Origin of the sequence: Pusillimonas sp. MFBS29 (assembly GCF_020687695.1) — a bacterium.
Taxonomy (GTDB): domain Bacteria; phylum Pseudomonadota; class Gammaproteobacteria; order Burkholderiales; family Burkholderiaceae_B; genus Pusillimonas_C.
In genome coordinates, this window is sequence record NZ_JAJEWL010000001.1 from 391235 (window position 1) to 408434 (window position 17200).

The 17200-nt window shown below is 56.8% G+C and carries 18 protein-coding genes and 1 pseudogene; 18 read left to right on the forward strand and 1 reads right to left on the reverse strand.

Features of this window, described 5'->3' with window-relative positions:
- The first annotated feature begins 34 nt into the window (after positions 1-34).
- The 17 genes and pseudogenes from LKR43_RS01885 to serB all read left to right on the forward strand — a co-directional run bounded on the left by LKR43_RS01885 (position 35) and on the right by serB (position 16115).
- Positions 35-394: an NADH-quinone oxidoreductase subunit A gene (locus LKR43_RS01885; RefSeq protein WP_227682142.1), complete on the forward strand. Its 360-nt coding sequence runs from the start codon at positions 35-37 to the stop codon at positions 392-394.
- 49 nt (positions 395-443) lie between these two features.
- Positions 444-920 carry an NADH-quinone oxidoreductase subunit B family protein gene (locus tag LKR43_RS01890; RefSeq protein WP_013742839.1) on the forward strand — a complete coding sequence of 159 codons (477 nt, stop codon included), beginning with the start codon at positions 444-446 and terminating at the stop codon, positions 918-920.
- A gap of 41 nt (positions 921-961) precedes the next feature.
- On the forward strand, positions 962-1573 hold the full coding sequence (locus LKR43_RS01895; RefSeq protein WP_227682143.1) for an NADH-quinone oxidoreductase subunit C: 612 nt from the start codon (positions 962-964) through the stop codon (positions 1571-1573).
- Between the two features lie 3 nt (positions 1574-1576).
- Positions 1577-2833, forward strand: coding sequence for an NADH-quinone oxidoreductase subunit D (locus LKR43_RS01900; RefSeq protein WP_227682144.1), 1257 nt, complete (start codon positions 1577-1579; stop codon positions 2831-2833).
- A gap of 32 nt (positions 2834-2865) precedes the next feature.
- Positions 2866-3360, forward strand: a complete 495-nt coding sequence (gene nuoE, locus LKR43_RS01905; protein WP_227682145.1) for an NADH-quinone oxidoreductase subunit NuoE — start codon at positions 2866-2868, stop codon at positions 3358-3360.
- A complete protein-coding gene (gene nuoF, locus LKR43_RS01910) occupies positions 3357-4724 on the forward strand; it encodes an NADH-quinone oxidoreductase subunit NuoF (protein ID WP_227682146.1) in 1368 nt (455 codons plus the stop codon). Before nuoE ends, nuoF begins: the two co-directional genes overlap by 4 nt.
- Before the next feature lie 14 nt (positions 4725-4738).
- The gene (gene nuoG, locus LKR43_RS01915; RefSeq protein ID WP_227682147.1) at positions 4739-7072 is read left to right on the forward strand and encodes an NADH-quinone oxidoreductase subunit NuoG; all 2334 of its coding nucleotides are present in this window, start codon (positions 4739-4741) and stop codon (positions 7070-7072) included.
- Entirely contained in the window at positions 7072-8145 is a 1074-nt protein-coding gene (gene nuoH, locus LKR43_RS01920; protein ID WP_227682148.1) for an NADH-quinone oxidoreductase subunit NuoH, read from the forward strand. The genes nuoG and nuoH overlap by 1 nt, the downstream gene beginning before the upstream one ends.
- Positions 8146-8162: 17 nt before the next feature.
- Entirely contained in the window at positions 8163-8651 is a 489-nt protein-coding gene (nuoI, locus tag LKR43_RS01925; RefSeq protein ID WP_227682149.1) for an NADH-quinone oxidoreductase subunit NuoI, read from the forward strand.
- Between the two features lie 17 nt (positions 8652-8668).
- Entirely contained in the window at positions 8669-9307 is a 639-nt protein-coding gene (locus LKR43_RS01930; protein WP_227682150.1) for an NADH-quinone oxidoreductase subunit J, read from the forward strand.
- Complete coding sequence (gene nuoK / locus LKR43_RS01935) at positions 9304-9612, forward strand: NADH-quinone oxidoreductase subunit NuoK (protein ID WP_227682151.1); 309 nt, start codon at positions 9304-9306, stop codon at positions 9610-9612. Before LKR43_RS01930 ends, nuoK begins: the two co-directional genes overlap by 4 nt.
- A 16-nt stretch (positions 9613-9628) precedes the next feature.
- Positions 9629-11629: an NADH-quinone oxidoreductase subunit L gene (gene nuoL / locus LKR43_RS01940; RefSeq protein WP_227682152.1), complete on the forward strand. Its 2001-nt coding sequence runs from the start codon at positions 9629-9631 to the stop codon at positions 11627-11629.
- An 11-nt stretch (positions 11630-11640) separates the two neighbouring features.
- Positions 11641-13128 carry an NADH-quinone oxidoreductase subunit M gene (locus LKR43_RS01945; protein ID WP_227682153.1) on the forward strand — a complete coding sequence of 496 codons (1488 nt, stop codon included), beginning with the start codon at positions 11641-11643 and terminating at the stop codon, positions 13126-13128.
- Between the two features lie 12 nt (positions 13129-13140).
- Positions 13141-14622 carry an NADH-quinone oxidoreductase subunit NuoN gene (gene nuoN / locus LKR43_RS01950; RefSeq protein ID WP_227682154.1) on the forward strand — a complete coding sequence of 494 codons (1482 nt, stop codon included), beginning with the start codon at positions 13141-13143 and terminating at the stop codon, positions 14620-14622.
- A 4-nt stretch (positions 14623-14626) separates the two neighbouring features.
- Positions 14627-14719 (forward strand): annotated as a pseudogene (locus LKR43_RS16260) (DUF2818 family protein); the annotation flags it as partial.
- 126 nt (positions 14720-14845) lie between these two features.
- Positions 14846-15175: a DUF2818 family protein gene (locus LKR43_RS16265; protein ID WP_370632054.1), complete on the forward strand. Its 330-nt coding sequence runs from the start codon at positions 14846-14848 to the stop codon at positions 15173-15175.
- A gap of 88 nt (positions 15176-15263) precedes the next feature.
- Complete coding sequence (serB, locus tag LKR43_RS01960) at positions 15264-16115, forward strand: phosphoserine phosphatase SerB (RefSeq protein WP_227682156.1); 852 nt, start codon at positions 15264-15266, stop codon at positions 16113-16115.
- A 16-nt stretch (positions 16116-16131) separates the two neighbouring features.
- Here serB and LKR43_RS01965 read toward each other — a convergent pair whose 3' ends face one another.
- A complete protein-coding gene (locus LKR43_RS01965; protein ID WP_227682157.1) occupies positions 16132-16722 on the reverse strand; it encodes a TetR/AcrR family transcriptional regulator in 591 nt (196 codons plus the stop codon).
- Positions 16723-16780: 58 nt separating this feature from the next.
- On the opposite strand from LKR43_RS01965, the gene LKR43_RS01970 reads away from it, so the two are divergent.
- Positions 16781-17125, forward strand: coding sequence for a terminase (locus tag LKR43_RS01970; RefSeq protein ID WP_227682158.1), 345 nt, complete (start codon positions 16781-16783; stop codon positions 17123-17125).
- The last annotated feature ends 75 nt before the right edge of the window (positions 17126-17200 follow it).

Sequence of the window (17200 nt, forward strand, 5' to 3'; positions counted from 1 at the left end):
CCAGAAGTTTACTTATCGTGATTGGATGCGCTGCATGAATCTGCAACAGTACTTCCCCGTCCTGCTGTTTATTATCTTTGCGACCTGTATCGGGTTCGCCTTGCTGGGCGCCGGCAGGCTGCTTGGGCCACATCGCCCCTACGAAGAAAAACTATCGCAATACGAGTGTGGTTTCGAAGCTTTCAGCGACTCCCGCATGAAGTTCGACGTTCGCTATTACCTGGTTGCGATCCTGTTCATTATGTTCGATCTGGAAATCGCCTTCTTGTTTCCGTGGGCCATGGCCAATGGCACTGTAGGCATGGTGGGTTTCTGGACGGTTCTTGTATTCCTGGCCATTCTGACCGTGGGCTTCATCTACGAATGGAAGAAGGGCGCCCTCGACTGGGAATAAGCAATGGTATCGGCGGCTTTCTACACCGGTACAACGCTAAAGGTAAATTATGGCTATTGATGGCATCATGAAAGAAGGTTTTATTACCACCAGCGCAGACAAGTTTCTGAACTGGGCCAAGACGGGCTCGTTGTGGCCCATGACTTTCGGTCTGGCCTGTTGTGCGGTCGAAATGATGCACGCGGGGGCGGCACGTTACGACCTTGACCAGTTTGGCATTATTTTCCGGCCCAGCCCACGTCAGTCCGACCTGATGATTGTTGCGGGTACCCTGTGCAACAAAATGGCGCCGGCGCTGCGCAAGGTCTACGACCAGATGCCTGAGCCACGCTGGGTGGTCTCCATGGGTTCCTGTGCCAACGGTGGTGGTTATTACCACTACTCCTATTCGGTAGTGCGCGGTTGCGACCGCATAGTTCCCGTTGACGTCTATGTGCCGGGTTGCCCGCCTACGGCAGAAGCCCTGGTGTACGGCTTGCTGCAAATGCAGAACAAGATCCGCCTGACAAACACCATTGCGCGCTAGGCTATGCCAGCTATTGCCACTAACGTTGAACTGCTTGAACTATGACTCGGCTCGAAACGCTACACACTAATTTGCAGGCCGCTTTCGGTGAATCTGTTACCCTGAAGCAGGCCCTTAATGAACTGACGCTCGAGGTCCCGGCCAAAAACTGGCTGGACGTCTGCACTGCCTTGCGTGACGACCCCAACCTTGCCTTTGATACCTGTATCGATCTGTGCGGCGTTGATTACTCGGCCTGGGGTGCGCCTACCTATCCGGCTGCTGCCGGCGTGCATCCGCATCGGTTTGCGATCGTTTTGCATCTGTTGTCGGTCAAGCGCAACTGGCGGTTGCGCGTACGCGTATATGTGCCTAATGACGAATTCCCGGTCATTCCGTCGCTGGTTAATGTCTGGCCTACGGTGAACTGGTTCGAGCGCGAGGCTTTTGACCTGTTCGGCGTGGTATTTGAAGGGCATCCCGACTTGCGTCGTATCCTGACCGATTACGGTTTTATCGGACATCCTTTCCGCAAAGATTTCCCGCTGTCGGGCAATGTGGAAATGCGTTACGACACAGAACAGAAACGGGTCGTTTATCAACCCGTAACCATCGAGCCGCGTGAGATCACACCGCGTGTCATACGCGAAGAAGGCTACGGAGCAGGGCGCTAGAACATGGCTGAAATTAAAAACTACACACTGAACTTTGGTCCTCAGCATCCGGCCGCGCACGGCGTGTTGCGCCTGGTGCTCGAGCTCGACGGCGAAGTCATCCAGCGTGCCGATCCGCACATAGGCCTGCTGCATCGCGCCACCGAAAAACTGGCCGAGCACAAAACCTACCTGCAGGCGTTGCCGTATATGGATCGCCTGGACTACGTCTCCATGATGTGCAACGAGCATGCCTACGTGATGGCGGTGGAAAACCTGCTGGGCATCAAGGCGCCTTTGCGCGCACAGTACATCCGGGTCATGTTCGACGAGATCACACGCTTGTTGAATCACCTTATGTCTTTGGGTTCGCATGCGCTCGACGTGGGTGCCATGGCTGTGTTCCTGTATGCCTTTCGCGAGCGCGAAGACCTCATGGACTGCTACGAGGCGGTGTCGGGTGCGCGCATGCACGCGGCCTACTATCGTCCTGGTGGCGTATACCGCGATCTGCCCGATACCATGCCGCAGTATGGCCAGTCCAGCAAATATCGCGGCGAGAAAGAATTGCGTGCCATGAATGAAGCACGCTCGGGTTCGCTGCTCGACTTCATTGAAGACTTCACCAACCGTTTCCCTACCTGCGTAGACGAATACGAAACCCTGCTGACCGATAACCGCATCTGGAAGCAGCGTCTGGTAGGTGTAGGGGTGGTTGATCCCGATCGCGCCAAGGCACTGGGCTTTACCGGCCCCATGCTGCGCGGTTCCGGTGTTGAATGGGACTTGCGCAAGCATCAGCCTTACGAAGTCTACGACCGTATCGATTTTGACATTCCCGTTGGCACGAATGGTGATTGCTACGACCGCTACCTGGTCCGCATTGCCGAGATGCGTGAAAGCAATCGCATCATTCGTCAGTGCGTTGAGTGGCTGCGCAATAATCCTGGTCCTGTCATTGTCGACAACCACAAAATTGCGCCACCCAAGCGCGAGCGCATGAAGACGGGCATGGAAGACCTCATCCACCACTTCAAGCTCTTTACCGAGGGCATGCACGTGCCGGCCGGAGAAACCTATGCGGGTGTTGAGCACCCCAAGGGCGAGTTCGGCATTTACATGATTTCCGATGGTGCAAACAAACCCTATCGCGTCAAGATTCGCGCCCCGGGTTTTGCCCACCTGCAATCACTCGATGAGATGTCTCGCGGGCACATGATTGCCGACGCCGTCACCATTATTGGGACGCAAGACATTGTTTTTGGCGAAATCGATCGTTAATCGACAGCCAAGGTAAATACCGGATTCAAACTATGCTGCTTTCCGAACAAGCCTACAAAAAAATAGATCGGGAACTTACCAAGTTCCCCGACGACCAGCAACAGTCGGCCATCATGGCCGCGCTGGCGATCGCCCAGACTGAAAAGGGCTGGGTTTCGAATGAAGTTATTGTCGATGTGGCCGCCTATCTTGGTGTGCCCGCCATTGCCGTGCAGGAAGTGGCGACCTTCTACAATATGTTCAATACCCACCCGGTCGGGCGCTTCAAGATCACAGTGTGCACGAACTTGCCCTGTGCGCTGCGCGACGGTGTCAAGGCGGCGGAATACGTCAAGGAAAAGCTGGGTATCGATTTTCATGAAACCACGCCTGACGGCATGTTTTCGCTCTTCGAGGGCGAGTGCATGGGCGCATGCGGCGATTCACCGGTCATGCTCATGAACAACCAGCACATGTGCGTACGCATGTCGCCCGAAAAAATCGACGCGATGATTGAAGAACTTAAACAGCACGGGGAGTCGGCATGAGCGCGCCGGGCCTATTGCAGCAGTTTTCCCAGGGACTGACGCCCAATCCTGGCACTGAACTGTCCAGGAGCATGATTTTCCACGACAGGCATATCAATCCACAAATCGTGGCCGGCCTGGATGGCACCAACTGGGGTCTGGAAGACTACGTCAAGCGCGGTGGCTACGAAGCCCTGCGCAAGATCCTGACCACCGGCATGACGCCCGACGAAGTCATTGCCGAAGTCAAGGCATCCAGCCTGCGGGGGCGGGGCGGTGCGGGCTTTCCCACCGGTCTTAAATGGAGCTTCATGCCGCGTACGTTGCCGGGCCAGAAGTATCTGGTCTGCAACTCCGATGAAGGCGAGCCTGGCACATTCAAAGACCGCGATATCCTGCGCTTTAACCCGCATATCGTCATCGAAGGCATGGCCATCGCTGCGTATGCCATGGGCATCACGGTAGGCTACAACTACATCCACGGCGAAATCTTCGAGATCTACGAACGCTTTGAAGAAGCGCTTGAACAGGCCCGCGCCGCAGGCTTCCTGGGCGACAAGATCCTGGGTTCGGAATTCAGCTTCCAGCTGCACGCCTTCCATGGCTACGGCGCCTATATCTGCGGTGAAGAGACCGCATTGCTGGAATCGCTGGAAGGCAAGAAAGGGCAGCCGCGCTTCAAGCCGCCATTTCCGGCCAGTTTCGGTCTGTATGGCAAGCCCACCACCATCAACAACACCGAAACGTTTGCTGCCGTACCCTGGATTTTCCGCAACAGCGCTCAGGAGTACCTGGACATCGGCGTGCCCAATGCCGGCGGCACCAAGTTGTTCTCGGTATCGGGCGACGTCGAGCTGCCAGGCAACTACGAGATTCCGCTGGGCACACCCTTCAGCAAATTGCTGGAGCTGGCCGGTGGCATGCGCGGTGGCCGTAAGCTCAAGGCGGTTATCCCGGGCGGTTCCAGTGCGCCAGTGTTGCCTGCCGACATCATGATGCAGACCAACATGGACTACGATTCCATCGCCAAGGCCGGCTCCATGCTGGGTTCGGGCGCGGTTATCGTCATGGACGAAACCCGCTGCATGGTGAAATCCCTGCTGCGTCTGTCATATTTCTATTTCGAAGAAAGCTGCGGGCAGTGCACGCCGTGCCGTGAAGGCACGGGCTGGCTGTATCGCATGTTGCTGCGTGTTGAAAACGGTCAGGGCCTGCCAGAAGATCTGGACGTGCTCGATTCGGTCGCGCACAACATCATGGGCCGCACGATTTGCGCCCTGGGCGATGCTGCTGCCATGCCGGTACGCAGCTTTATCAAGCATTTCCGCGACGAGTTCGCACACCACATCGAGCATAAAAGCTGTGTGGTGCCCAAATATCTGTAGGGTCAGGACACGCAATGGTTGAACTCACCATCGACGGCATCAAAGTAGAAGCCCCCGAAGGCAGCATGGTCATACAGGCTGCGCACAAGCTTGGGGTGTTCGTGCCGCATTTCTGCTATCACAAGAAGCTTTCCGTAGCGGCCAACTGCCGCATGTGTCTGGTCGACGTCGAGAAGGCGCCCAAGGCCATGCCGGCTTGCGCGACGCCGGTCACCAACGGCATGGTTGTGCATACCCGCTCTGAAAAAGCCATCGCCGCCCAGAAAAGCGTGATGGAATTCCTGTTGATCAACCACCCGCTCGATTGCCCCGTGTGCGATCAGGGCGGCGAGTGTCAGCTTCAGGATCTGGCCGTGGGCTACGGCGCATCCGCTTCGCGCTATCTCGAAGAAAAGCGCGTGGTCGTTGCCAAGGAAATGGGACCGCTCATTTCCACCGAAGCCATGCAGCGCTGCATACACTGCACCCGTTGCGTACGGGTAGGCCAGGAGATCGGCGGCATCATGGAAGTGGGCATGATCAACCGGGGCGAGCACTCCGAGATCACGACTTTCGTAGGCCAGGCGGTGGAATCCGAATTGTCGGGCAACATGATCGACGTCTGTCCCGTCGGCGCGCTCTTGTCCAAGCCGTTCAAGTTCAGCGCACGTACCTGGGAAATGGCACGCCGCCGCTCGGTCAGCCCGCACGATAGCCTGGGCGCCAACCTGGTGGTGCAAACCAAGATGGACCGCGTGTTGCGCGTGGTGCCCTTTGAAAACGAAGAGGTCAACGAGTGCTGGATCAGCGACCGTGATCGCTTCGCCTATGAAGGCCTTTACACAGAAGACCGCCTTGCCCATCCCATGCTCAAGGGTGACGACGGCGAATGGCGCGAAGCCTCCTGGACAGATGCGCTGCAAGCCGTGGTTCAAGGATTCAATACCGTACGGGAACAGTTTGGTTCCGAGCAGATCGGTGGCATAGGCAGCCCGCTGGCCACAACCGAAGAGCTGGCCCTGCTTGGCCGCCTGGTCCGTGCGCTGGGTTCCGAGAACGTTGACTTCCGTCTGCGCAATCTCGATCCATCTTTCGATCAGGCCGTCAAAGGCGCGCCGTGGCTGGGTATGCCGATTGCCGACCTCAATCTGGTCGACCGCGTGCTCGTGGTAGGTTCCTTCCTGCGCAAAGACCACCCGCTTATGGCGCAGCGTCTGCGTCAGGCTGTCAAACGCGGTACGCAGGTATCATTCATTGATTCGGCAGCCGAAGATCCACTGTTCCCTGTCGCTCACCGCATGACCGTTGCGCCTGGCGTCTTGCCCAATGCGCTGGCCGAGGTGCTGGTCGCTTTGGCTCAGGCGCAAGGTCAGCCTGTCCCAGACGTCTTTGCAGGCGTATCGGCTTCGGAAGCGGCCGCAAAGATTGCTGCCAGCCTGAGCTCGGGCGAGCGCGTGGCTGTGCTGATCGGCAATATGGCTGTTGCATCGCCACAGGCCAGCCTGATCGCTGCCAATGCGTCGGCACTGGCCAAGGCTGCGAACGCCACATTTGGTTTCCTCACTCCTGGCGGCAATACCGTAGGCGGCTATCTGGCCGACGCGTTGCCAGGGCAGGGTGGGCTGACCGCAGAACAGATGCTGCAGCAATCGCTCAAGGCCTACCTGGTGGTGCATGCCGAGCCGGCCTTCGACGCCGACAACGGTGCACAAGCCGTTCAAACCCTGAAAGATGCGGGCTTTGCTGTGGCGCTCACATCATTCAAGTCGGCTGCCCAGGACTGGGCCGATGTCATGCTGCCCATTTCGCCCTTTACCGAAACATCGGGAACCTTCGTCAACGCCGAAGGGCGGGTGCAAAGCTTCAAGGGCGTGGCCGCACCTTACGCCGATACGCGTCCGGGCTGGAAGGTACTGCGCGTGTTGGGTAATTTGTTCGACCTGCAGGGTTTTGACGACGAAACCTCGGAATCCATCCGTGACAGCGTGATGGTCGGCGGTCTGGAAGACCGGTTGTCCAACGAAATTTCAACTTTCCCCGGTCTGGCTGACGCGGCATCCGGATCCGGACTTGAGCGCGTGGCTGATGTGCCGATATATCGCAGTGATGTCCTGGTGCGTCGCTCGCAGCCATTGCAGGAAACGGCTGCATCCCAGGCACCCAAGGCACGGCTGGCCGCCGCGACACTGGCCGCTCTGGGCGCAGCATCGGGTGACTTCCTGCGCATCGGCAGCGCGCAAGGCCAGATTCAGTTGCCAGCGCTTGAAGATGAAACCGTAGCCCCAGGCTGCGTAAGAATAGCCGCCGCGTTCAACGAAACGCTGGCGCTGGGTAGTGGCTTTGGCCAACTGACGGTGGAGCGTGCGTAATGGAGTGGCTTGCATTGCTTGAGAATTTCGGCACCGACCTGCTTGGCCCTACCGGCTGGCTGGTGGTCTGGACTTTAATAAAAATAGTCATCGTTGCCGTACCCATCATTTTGTGCGTTGCCTACATGACGTACTGGGAACGCAAGATGATCGGTGCCATGCATGTGCGCCTGGGTCCGACCCGCGTAGGTTTCCGCGGTTTGCTTCAGCCGTTTGCAGACGTGTTCAAATTGCTGACCAAGGAAGTCATTGTTCCCAGCAAGGCCAACACCGTGCTGTATATCCTGGCGCCGGTCGTAACGCTGATGCCGGCCCTGGCCGCCTGGGCAGTGATTCCCTTCGGACCCGAGCTGGTCCTGGGCGATATCAATGCCGGGCTGCTGTTTATCATGGCCATTACCTCTATCGGGGTATATGGCGTGATCGTTGCAGGCTGGGCATCTAACTCCAAATATGCCTTTCTGGGCGCCTTGCGGGCGGCGGCGCAAATGCTGTCGTACGAGCTGGCGATAGGCTTTGTACTGGTCACGGTGCTGCTGGTGTCGGGTACCCTGAACCTTAGCGGTATCGTTACCGGGCAGGATGCAGGCTGGTTTGCCGACCGTGGCGTGAATTTCATGTCCTGGAACTGGTTGCCGCTGCTGCCTTTGTTTGTCATTTATGTCATTTCGGCAACGGCTGAAACCAACCGCCACCCCTTCGACGTGGTTGAAGGTGAATCCGAGATCGTGGCCGGTCACATGGTTGAATACTCAGGCATGGGCTTTGCGCTGTTCTTCCTGGGCGAGTACGCCAACATGATTCTGTTGTCGGCGCTGGCTTCGATCATGTTTCTGGGCGGCTGGCTGCCTCCGCTGGACATCGCTCCGCTGACCTGGATTCCGGGCTGGCTGTGGTTGGGTCTCAAGACATTCGTCGTGATTTCAATGTTCGTGTGGTTCCGTGCGACTTTCCCCCGTTACCGCTATGACCAGATCATGCGTTTGGGCTGGAAGGTATTCATCCCGATTACCGGTATTTGGTTATTGCTGGTGGCGATCTGGATGCAGACGCCCTGGAATATTTGGCACTAAGACGCAGGGGCTAAATTATGGAAGCTATTAAAGATTTCTTTGGCAGCTTGATGCTGACCGAAATGCTCAAGGGCATGCGCCTGACTGGCAAGTATTTTTTCAGGCGCAAGATAACCCTGCGCTATCCCCAGGAAAAAACGCCGACTTCGGCCCGTTTCCGCGGCTTGCACGCGCTGCGCCGCTACCCCAACGGGGAAGAGCGCTGCATTGCCTGCAAACTGTGCGAAGCAGTCTGCCCGGCACTGGCTATTTCCATCGAGTCCGCAGAGCGTGAAGACGGCACCCGCCGCACCACGCGCTACGACATCGATCTGGCAAAGTGCATTTTCTGTGGTTTCTGCGAGGAAAGTTGCCCGGTCGACTCCATCGTCGAGACGCATATCCTGGAATACCACGGTGAAAAGCGGGGCGATCTTTACTACACCAAAGACATGCTCCTGGCCATCGGCGACCGCTATGAACCCGAGATCGCGCGCCGCCGTTCTGAAGACGCCCCTTATCGTTGATGCCGGATCAGACACCTATGATTTTTTCTACTATTCTGTTTTATGTACTGGCGCTGGTGCTGGTGGTGGCGGCCTTTCGCGTCATCACCGCAAGCAGTCCGGTTACGGGTGTGCTGCACCTGATTCTGGCCTTTTTTACCGCATCCATGATCTGGATGCTGCAAGGCGCCGAGTTCCTGTCCTTGCTGCTGGTGCTGGTTTATGTCGGCGCAGTCATGGTGCTCTTCCTGTTCGTGGTCATGATGCTTGACGTACGCATGGATGCCCTGCGCGCGGGTATGAAGACTTACCTGCCCATGGGACTGATCATCGGTCTGGTCATGGTGCTGGAAATGGCCTTCGTTCTGGCCAAGAGCTGGCTGGAAGCCGGCCCCAAGGCAGTTATCGCCGATGACGTGGACAACACGCACGCTCTGGGTGTTGCCATGTATACCGACTACGTCTTTGCGGTGCAGATTGGCGGCGTGATTTTGCTGGTGGGCATGATTTCCGCCATTGCCCTGACCTTGCGTAAACGCGCTGACGTGAAACGCACCATTCCGTCCGAGCAGATCAAGGTACGTGCGCAAGACCGCTTGCGCATGGTCAGCATCCCCTCGCAAACCGAAGCTGCCCCTGTGGCTGGTGATGCTGCGGCCCCCGGAGAAAAACAATGACACTGACGCTGGCACACTACCTGATACTTGGCGCCATATTGTTCGCCATTGGCGTATTCGGCTTCTTCCTGAATCGCCGCAATCTCATCATTCTGTTGATGTCCATCGAGCTTATCCTGCTCTCGGCCAACATGAATTTCATTGCGTTCTCTACCTGGTTCGGTGATACGGCCGGGCAGGTTTTCGTCTTCTTTGTCCTGACGGTGGCAGCTGCAGAGGCGGCTATTGGCCTGGCGATTCTGGTGTTGCTGTTCCGCAACCTGAATACGATCAACGTTGAAGAACTTGACGAACTCAAGGGTTGATGGGATTGCACATACTATGAATTCACCTAATCTTTATCTACTGATTGCACTGGCACCGTTGGTCGGCGCCATATTGGCCGGCTTTTTCGGTACAGGTTTTCTGGGCCGTTTTGTCAGCCGCAGGGGCTCGCACCTGATCACGATTGCCGGTGTGCTGATCTCCTTCATTGGTTCGGTCATTGTCCTGTTCCAGGTTCTTGACGGACATACCTTCGACGGCGCACTTTATACGTGGTCGGTCATCGGTACGACCAAGCTGGAACTGGGCTTCCTGATTGATTCACTCTCGGCACTCATGATGGTCGTGGTGACTTCGGTATCGCTGATGGTGCATATCTACACCATAGGCTATATGGCCGATGATCCAGGCTACCAGCGCTTCTTCTCATACATTTCGCTGTTTACCTTTTCCATGCTCATGCTGGTCATGTCCAACAACATGGTTCAGCTGTTCTTCGGCTGGGAAGCAGTGGGTCTGGTGTCGTATCTGCTGATCGGTTTCTGGTACGAACGGCCAACAGCCATCTTTGCCAACATGAAGGCCTTTCTGGTCAACCGTGTGGGTGACTTCGGCTTTGTATTGGGCATAGGGTTGCTGTTTGCCTACGCAGGCAGCATGCACTACGGCGAAATTTTTGCGCAAAGCGATAAGCTGGCCACAACGATTTTCCCCGGCACTGACTGGCAGATGCTGACTGTAGCTTGCCTGTCCTTGTTTGTGGGCGCCATGGGCAAGTCAGCCCAAGTGCCTTTGCATAGCTGGTTGCCAGACTCCATGGAAGGCCCCACGCCTATTTCGGCGCTGATTCACGCCGCCACCATGGTGACCGCCGGTATCTTCATGGTTGCACGCTTCTCGCCCGTGTTCGAACAGTCTGATACAGCCTTGTCCGTCATTATGGTGGTAGGCGCTGTCGGTGCCTTGTTCCTGGGCATCCTGGGCATTATTCAGAACGACATCAAGCGCGTCATCGCCTATTCGACTTTGTCGCAGCTGGGCTACATGACTGTGGCGTTGGGTGCTTCGGCTTACTCGGTTGCCATCTTCCACCTCATGACGCACGCCTTCTTCAAGGCCTTGCTGTTCCTGGGTGCCGGTTCGGTCATCATGGGCATGCACCATGACCAGGACATCCGCAACATGGGTGGCTTGCGCAAGTACATGCCCATCACCTGGATCACATTCCTGCTGGGTACACTGGCATTGGTGGGTACGCCGTTCTTCGCAGGCTTCTACTCGAAAGAGCACATTATCGAAGCGGCCGGTGCTGCCGATGTATGGGGTGCGAGCTTTGGCTACTACGCCACGCTGATCGGTGTGTTTGTTACCTCGCTGTACTCGTTCCGTGTCTACTTCCTGGTCTTCCATGGCAAGGAACGCTTCGATACGCACGGGCACGCCGGACACGGCCACGACGATCACGGCCATCATGGCGGCACGCCGCACGAATCGCCCTGGGTGGTGACCCTGCCATTGGCGCTGCTGGCCATCCCGTCTGTGGTGGCGGGCGCCTGGCTCATCGACCCCTTGCTGTTTGGCAGCTTCTTTGACGGCGTCATTGCCGTATTCCCGGCGCATCCGGCCATGGCCGAGCTCGCCTCGCACTGGCATGGCTGGGTGGCATATGCCTTGCACGGTTTCGTAACGGTACCGTTCTGGCTCATGATTGCCGGCTTTGTGGTGGCCTGGTACTGCTATATGGTCAATCCCAAGCTGCCTGCAACCATTCAGCGCAGCCTGTCGGGCATCAATCGCATACTCGAAAACAAGTACTACGCCGACTGGTTCAATGAACAGGTGGTGGCACGCGGTGCGCGCTGCCTGGGTCATGGTTTCTGGAAGGTGGGTGATCGTGGTCTGATCGATGGCGTGCTGGTCAATGGCAGTGCCCGCGTAGTGGGCTGGGTAGCGGCGATCAGCCGGCACCTGCAGTCTGGCTATATCTATCACTATGCCTTTGCGATGATCATCGGGATCATGGCTTTACTCTCCTTTTTTGTACTGACGGTTAACTGATGGCTAGCGATATGGCGTCTTCTACTCTTCCCTGGTTAACGCTTTCAATCTTCGTCCCTATTGTGGCGGGGCTGATAGTCCTGCTGCTGGGTCGCGATGACCGGCCGGAACTTACACGCATGTTGTCGTTGGTGGGTTCGGTTGCCGGCTTTCTGGTAACACTGCCGCTGTATTTCGGTTTCAACCCCGATACGGCCGACATGCAATTCGTTGAGAAAGCGAGCTGGATCGAAACCTTTGCAGTGAACTACCATCTGGGCATTGATGGCATTTCGCTCTGGTTCGTACTGCTCACGGCCTTCATCACCATTATCGTGGTGCTGGCGGGCTGGCAGGTCATCACCAGCAGGGTCTCGCAATACATGGCGGCCTTCCTGATTCTGTCTGGCCTCATGGTGGGCGTATTCGCCGCACTCGACGGCATGCTGTTCTACGTGTTCTTCGAAGCCACGCTTATCCCCATGTACCTGATCATCGGTGTTTGGGGCGGGCCCAATCGTGTGTACGCAGCGTTCAAGTTCTTCCTGTACACCCTGATGGGCTCCTTGCTCACGCTGATCGCCTTCATTTATTTGTGGCACGCGGCAGACGGCTCATTCGACATCCAGGCCTGGCATCAGCTCCCGCTGGGCATGACGCCGCAAATACTGATTTTCATCGCCTTGTTTGCCGCCTTTGCCGTCAAGGTACCAATGTGGCCGGTGCACACATGGTTGCCTGATGCTCACGTCGAAGCCCCTACAGGTGGTTCGGTTGTGCTGGCCGCCATCATGCTGAAGCTGGGTGCCTATGGCTTCTTGCGCTTTTCGCTGCCCATCGCACCTGATGCGTCGCACAGCCTGGCCGGTATCGTCATTGCGTTGTCGCTGATTGCCGTCATCTACATTGGCCTGGTCGCCATTGTTCAGGACGACATGAAGAAACTCGTGGCGTACTCGTCGGTGGCGCACATGGGTTTCGTGACCCTGGGTTTCTTCATCTTCAATACTGCGGGCCTGGAAGGCGCCATCGTCCAGATGATTTCGCACGGTTTCGTGTCGGGCGCCATGTTCCTGTGCATAGGCGTGCTCTACGACCGCCTGCACACCCGCCGTATCGACGACTACGGTGGCGTCATCCACGTCATGCCGCGCTTTGCAACGTTCTTCCTGCTTTTTTCCATGGCCAACGCGGGCTTGCCTGCCACCAGTGGTTTCGTGGGTGAATTCACGGTCATCATGGGTGCCGTCGAGTACAACTACTGGATCGGCCTGCTGGCCGCGACCGCCCTGATACTGGGTGCGTCGTACTCGCTGTGGATGTACAAGCGCGTTACGTTCGGCGCCATTGCCAACGACAATGTCCGGGGTATGTCCGATCTGAGCTCGCGCGAGTTCTTCATCATGGGCATCATGGCGATTGCCGTCCTCTTCATGGGCATTTATCCCAAGCCGTTTACAGATGTTATGCACGTGTCGGTAGAAGCACTGCTGCAGCATGTCTCTATCTCGAAACTGTAGGCCTCAAATACTATGCAAAATCCATTTGACTTCGCCTTGGCTGCGCCCGAGATTACGCTACTTGTTCTGGCGACCATCGTGCTGTTGCTCGATGCCTTCAACAAGACCGAGTCCCGTCATACCACGTTCACACTCAGCATCGGTACGCTGCTGGTGCTTACCGTCGTTTCGCTGTGGCAGTGGAGCGGCGACGTGCAGGGCAACTCCTTCGGTGGCCTGTATGTCGTTGACTCGCTTTCCCACTTCCTGAAAGTGCTGTCTTATATTGCTGTTGCCGCCACGCTTATCTATGGGCGTGAATACGCGGAACAGCGCGATATGCTCAAGAACGGCGGTGAATTCTATTCGCTGACGCTGTTTGCCTTGCTGGGCCAGATGGTCATGATTTCAGCCGGCAGCATGCTGACCGTGTACCTGGGTGTCGAGCTCATGTCGTTCGCGCTGTACGCCCTGGTGGCTCTGCGCCGCGATGACGTCAAGGCCACTGAAGCAGCCATGAAGTATTTCGTTCTGGGTGCGCTCGCTTCCGGCGTATTGCTGTACGGCATGTCCATGATTTATGGCGCCACCGGCCAGCTTGACCTGCGTCTGATTGCCCAAGTCATCAGCAGCGGCAATGCCGAGCGCCTGCCTTTGGTATTTGGCGTGGTGTTCATTGTTTCCGGCCTGGCATTCAAACTGGCCGCGGCTCCTTTCCACATGTGGACACCCGACGTCTATCAGGGCGCTCCCACTGCCGTTACGCTGATCGTCAGCGCCGCACCCAAGCTGGCAGCACTGGCCATTACCTTGCGCCTGCTTATTGAAGGCCTGCACGGCATCGCGATAGACTGGCAGCCCATGTTGCTGGTTATGGCTGTCCTGTCGCTGGCGATTGGTAACCTGGCTGCCATTGCGCAAACCAACTTCAAGCGCATGCTGGCCTACTCGACGATTTCCCATATGGGTTTCGTCATGCTTGGGCTTTTGTCCGGTGTTGGTCAGGATCAGGCCGTGACAGGCTGGGCCTATGGCTCGTCGCTGTTCTACATAGTCATCTATGTACTGACCACTCTGGTGACCTTCGGTCTGATCATGCTGCTTAGCCGCCGTGGCTTCGAATGCGAAGAAATCAACGACCTGAAGGGACTGAACCGCCGTAGCCCCATCATGGCTGCCATGCTCTTGCTTGCCATGTTCTCGTTGGCCGGTATTCCGCCTCTGGCCGGCTTTTACGCCAAACTGGCTGTTCTGCAAGCCTTGGTCGGCGCGGGTCATGTAGCGATTGCTGTCGTTGCGGTGATTTTTTCGCTGATCGGCGCCTTCTATTACCTGCGTGTCGTCAAGGTGGCTTACTTCGATGAACCGGAAGGCGAAATCGCGCCCATCAGCAACGGCGTGATCACCAGCGGCCTGATGTCGGTCAATGGCCTGCTCATCATTGCCTTGGGCGTGCTGCCCAGCGGTTTGATGACACTATGCGTGCAGGTGATCGAAGGCTCGTTGAAGTTCTGATTCCATGAACCAGTCACTTGCCGTCTGGACAGTCATCGTACTGTCCTTGATTACTGCCAATCTGCCATTCGTGCTGCAGCGCCGCTTTCTTGTTTTGCCCTGGACGCAAGCAGGAGAGTCGCGCCGACCCGCCTGGCTGCAATGGCTGGTATCTCTGGTGTTTTTCGGTCTTCTGCTGGGCCTGGCGTATTTGGCCTACCTCACAATAGGGCGGGCCTATTTCATGGCCTCGGACCTTGCGTCAGTAGCGTTGTTCGTGGGCAAGCTGGTGCTGACCGTAGGCCTGGTGGCTCTCTTGCTGGCCTTGCCAGGCCGGCGCAATCAAGAACAGTCTGGCCAGAAGTCCTTTCTGGCACGCATGCTCGAACTTCTGGTTTTTTACGGCCTGGTCGGTGCGCTGGGGTTTGCCTTTGAAATCAATATGGGCAATCTGTTCACCCAGACCTGGGAGTTCTACGCGATTACGCTGAGCCTGTTCCTGGTGCTGGGTTATCCGGGTTTCGTGTACCGTTACCTGCTGCGCCGCCCCAAGCCGAAGCGCCAGCCGGCCTGAGTCTGACAGCGGTTGAGTTTTGCCGCGCGAGGCCGGCAGTTTTGAATCGTTTCTACCGCTATTTCCAGGCTTACTGCTCATTACGTCTATGACTCATCTTATTCTGCAGGCCCCCAATCTCGTATCGGCCAATATTGAAAAGATTGCTGCTATTGCCAGTGCTGCAGGGGTGCAGGAATTGGGCAATACGGCTGTGCGACTGCTGGATGTTGATGACCAGGCGCGTACTGAAGTACAGGCATGTTGTGAAGAATTTCGCATGGATTATGCTTTCTTCGAACAGATTACGCGCCTGCGTGATTGCCGGATACTGGCAATGGATATGGATTCGACGCTCGTCAATATTGAGTGCATAGATGAAATTGCCGATATGGTGGGTCGCAAGGAGCAGGTTTCGGCCATTACCGAGGCGGCGATGCGCGGCGAGATCAAGGATTTTTCAGAAAGTCTGATCAGGCGGGTAGCGTTACTGAAAGGCGTGCCTGTGTCGGCGCTGGAGCAGGTGTATGAAGAGCGTCTGCGCTTGAACCCTGGTGCCGGGAATCTGGTTGCCACTGCAAAGCGTAACGGTTTGAAGACGTTGCTGGTGTCGGGTGGATTCACCTTCTTTACCGAGCGTCTGAAGGAAAGGCTGGGCCTGGATGCCTGTCATGCCAATGTGCTGGAAGTGGCTGATGGTGTACTGACGGGCAGGGTGGTCGGCGATATCGTTGACGCTCAGGGCAAGGCAGGGCATTTGCTGGCCCTGGCCGGGCAGCTGTCAGCCGGTCCGGAGCAGATCATTGCCGTTGGAGACGGCGCCAATGATTTGAAGATGATGGCGCATGCTCATTTTTCGGTGGCTTACCGGGCCAAGCCGGTAGTGCGCGAGCAGGCCCGCTATGCCTTGAATGTTGCGCCCCTGGATGGGATTTTGAACTGGTTTCGGTTGAGTCACTGATACGTCAGCGCTCTATTTATGCGTCAGCAACCGTATCGCCGAGAACCTGGGCAAGCCAGGTTTCGGCATCAACGTCCTCTGGTATTTGGATCATGTCGTCCAACAGTAACAGCGACAGGCCATGCACCAATGACCAGCGACCCATTGCCTTGACTTTCCGTTTGTTGGCAGAGTCATCTGACTGAATGTTGCGCATCAAGGCACCGAAAGCGGCTGTCCGTGCCGCATCCAGCTCGGGGCTTCGGCCTTCTGGTATTTTCATACCGAACATCAGTCGGAACAGCGCGGGGCAATCCAGCGCAAACCGTACATAGGCAATGCCTTGCTGCAGCAGCGGGGCAGTCGTCGGTGCCGGGGCTTTCTCTGCGGCCTCAAGTCGCGACCGCAGTTGTTGGTAGCCGTCGGTCGCGATGGCGGCGAGCAACGCTTCTTTGTCTGCAAAATGACGGTAAGGCGCCATGGCTGACACATCAAGGCGACGCGCAAGTTCACGCAATGACCATTCGTGGGGACCCTTTTCGGCCACCAATGCCATGCCGTCGCTCAGCAAGGCGGCGCGCAGGTCCCCGTGATGATACTTTTTCTTTGAAGCTGACACTGTATACATTAATCCTTAAGATTTAATCCTGCATGATTACATTGTAAACATTATTCAGGAGTTCACCATGTCACTTCAACAAGTATTGCGTACGCAATGGGATGGTTATCAATGCACGCACGCGACTCGAGCCAATTTTGTCGTGCATTTAACTACAGTACCCGTCTTCATGGCGGGTACGCTAGGCTTTATATGTGGTGCGGTTACGCTGTCGATGGGCTACTGTGTGCTGGGGCTGTTTGCCATGGCGGTGGCTATGGCGGCGCAAGCATGGGGACACAAACACGAGGCACACTCACCCGCGCCATTTACCAGCCGCAGCAACGCATTCGCAAGAATCTTTCTTGAGCAGTGGGTTACGTTTCCCAAGTATGCGCTGCATGCAGCGTGGCGCACGCTGAGTCGGCGCTAGAGATCGTTAGTCGTGTCTCGGGTCGGTTAACTTCTGGATCGGGCCCTGTACGACTGGAAATACCACGCCAGGACG

What these genes read in the sequence shown, in the direction of transcription:
- LKR43_RS01885 (WP_227682142.1), top strand. Translation starts at nt 35, where the DNA reads ATGAATCTGCAACAGTACTTCCCCGTCCTGCTGTTTATTATCTTTGCG.
- LKR43_RS01890 (WP_013742839.1), top strand. Translation starts at nt 444, where the DNA reads ATGGCTATTGATGGCATCATGAAAGAAGGTTTTATTACCACCAGCGCA.
- LKR43_RS01895 (WP_227682143.1), top strand. Translation starts at nt 962, where the DNA reads ATGACTCGGCTCGAAACGCTACACACTAATTTGCAGGCCGCTTTCGGT.
- LKR43_RS01900 (WP_227682144.1), top strand. Translation starts at nt 1,577, where the DNA reads ATGGCTGAAATTAAAAACTACACACTGAACTTTGGTCCTCAGCATCCG.
- nuoE (WP_227682145.1), top strand. Translation starts at nt 2,866, where the DNA reads ATGCTGCTTTCCGAACAAGCCTACAAAAAAATAGATCGGGAACTTACC.
- nuoF (WP_227682146.1), top strand. Translation starts at nt 3,357, where the DNA reads ATGAGCGCGCCGGGCCTATTGCAGCAGTTTTCCCAGGGACTGACGCCC.
- nuoG (WP_227682147.1), top strand. Translation starts at nt 4,739, where the DNA reads ATGGTTGAACTCACCATCGACGGCATCAAAGTAGAAGCCCCCGAAGGC.
- nuoH (WP_227682148.1), top strand. Translation starts at nt 7,072, where the DNA reads ATGGAGTGGCTTGCATTGCTTGAGAATTTCGGCACCGACCTGCTTGGC.
- nuoI (WP_227682149.1), top strand. Translation starts at nt 8,163, where the DNA reads ATGGAAGCTATTAAAGATTTCTTTGGCAGCTTGATGCTGACCGAAATG.
- LKR43_RS01930 (WP_227682150.1), top strand. Translation starts at nt 8,669, where the DNA reads ATGATTTTTTCTACTATTCTGTTTTATGTACTGGCGCTGGTGCTGGTG.
- nuoK (WP_227682151.1), top strand. Translation starts at nt 9,304, where the DNA reads ATGACACTGACGCTGGCACACTACCTGATACTTGGCGCCATATTGTTC.
- nuoL (WP_227682152.1), top strand. Translation starts at nt 9,629, where the DNA reads ATGAATTCACCTAATCTTTATCTACTGATTGCACTGGCACCGTTGGTC.
- LKR43_RS01945 (WP_227682153.1), top strand. Translation starts at nt 11,641, where the DNA reads ATGGCGTCTTCTACTCTTCCCTGGTTAACGCTTTCAATCTTCGTCCCT.
- nuoN (WP_227682154.1), top strand. Translation starts at nt 13,141, where the DNA reads ATGCAAAATCCATTTGACTTCGCCTTGGCTGCGCCCGAGATTACGCTA.
- LKR43_RS16265 (WP_370632054.1), top strand. Translation starts at nt 14,846, where the DNA reads ATGGCCTCGGACCTTGCGTCAGTAGCGTTGTTCGTGGGCAAGCTGGTG.
- serB (WP_227682156.1), top strand. Translation starts at nt 15,264, where the DNA reads ATGACTCATCTTATTCTGCAGGCCCCCAATCTCGTATCGGCCAATATT.
- LKR43_RS01965 (WP_227682157.1), bottom strand. Translation starts at nt 16,722, where the DNA reads ATGTATACAGTGTCAGCTTCAAAGAAAAAGTATCATCACGGGGACCTG.
- LKR43_RS01970 (WP_227682158.1), top strand. Translation starts at nt 16,781, where the DNA reads ATGTCACTTCAACAAGTATTGCGTACGCAATGGGATGGTTATCAATGC.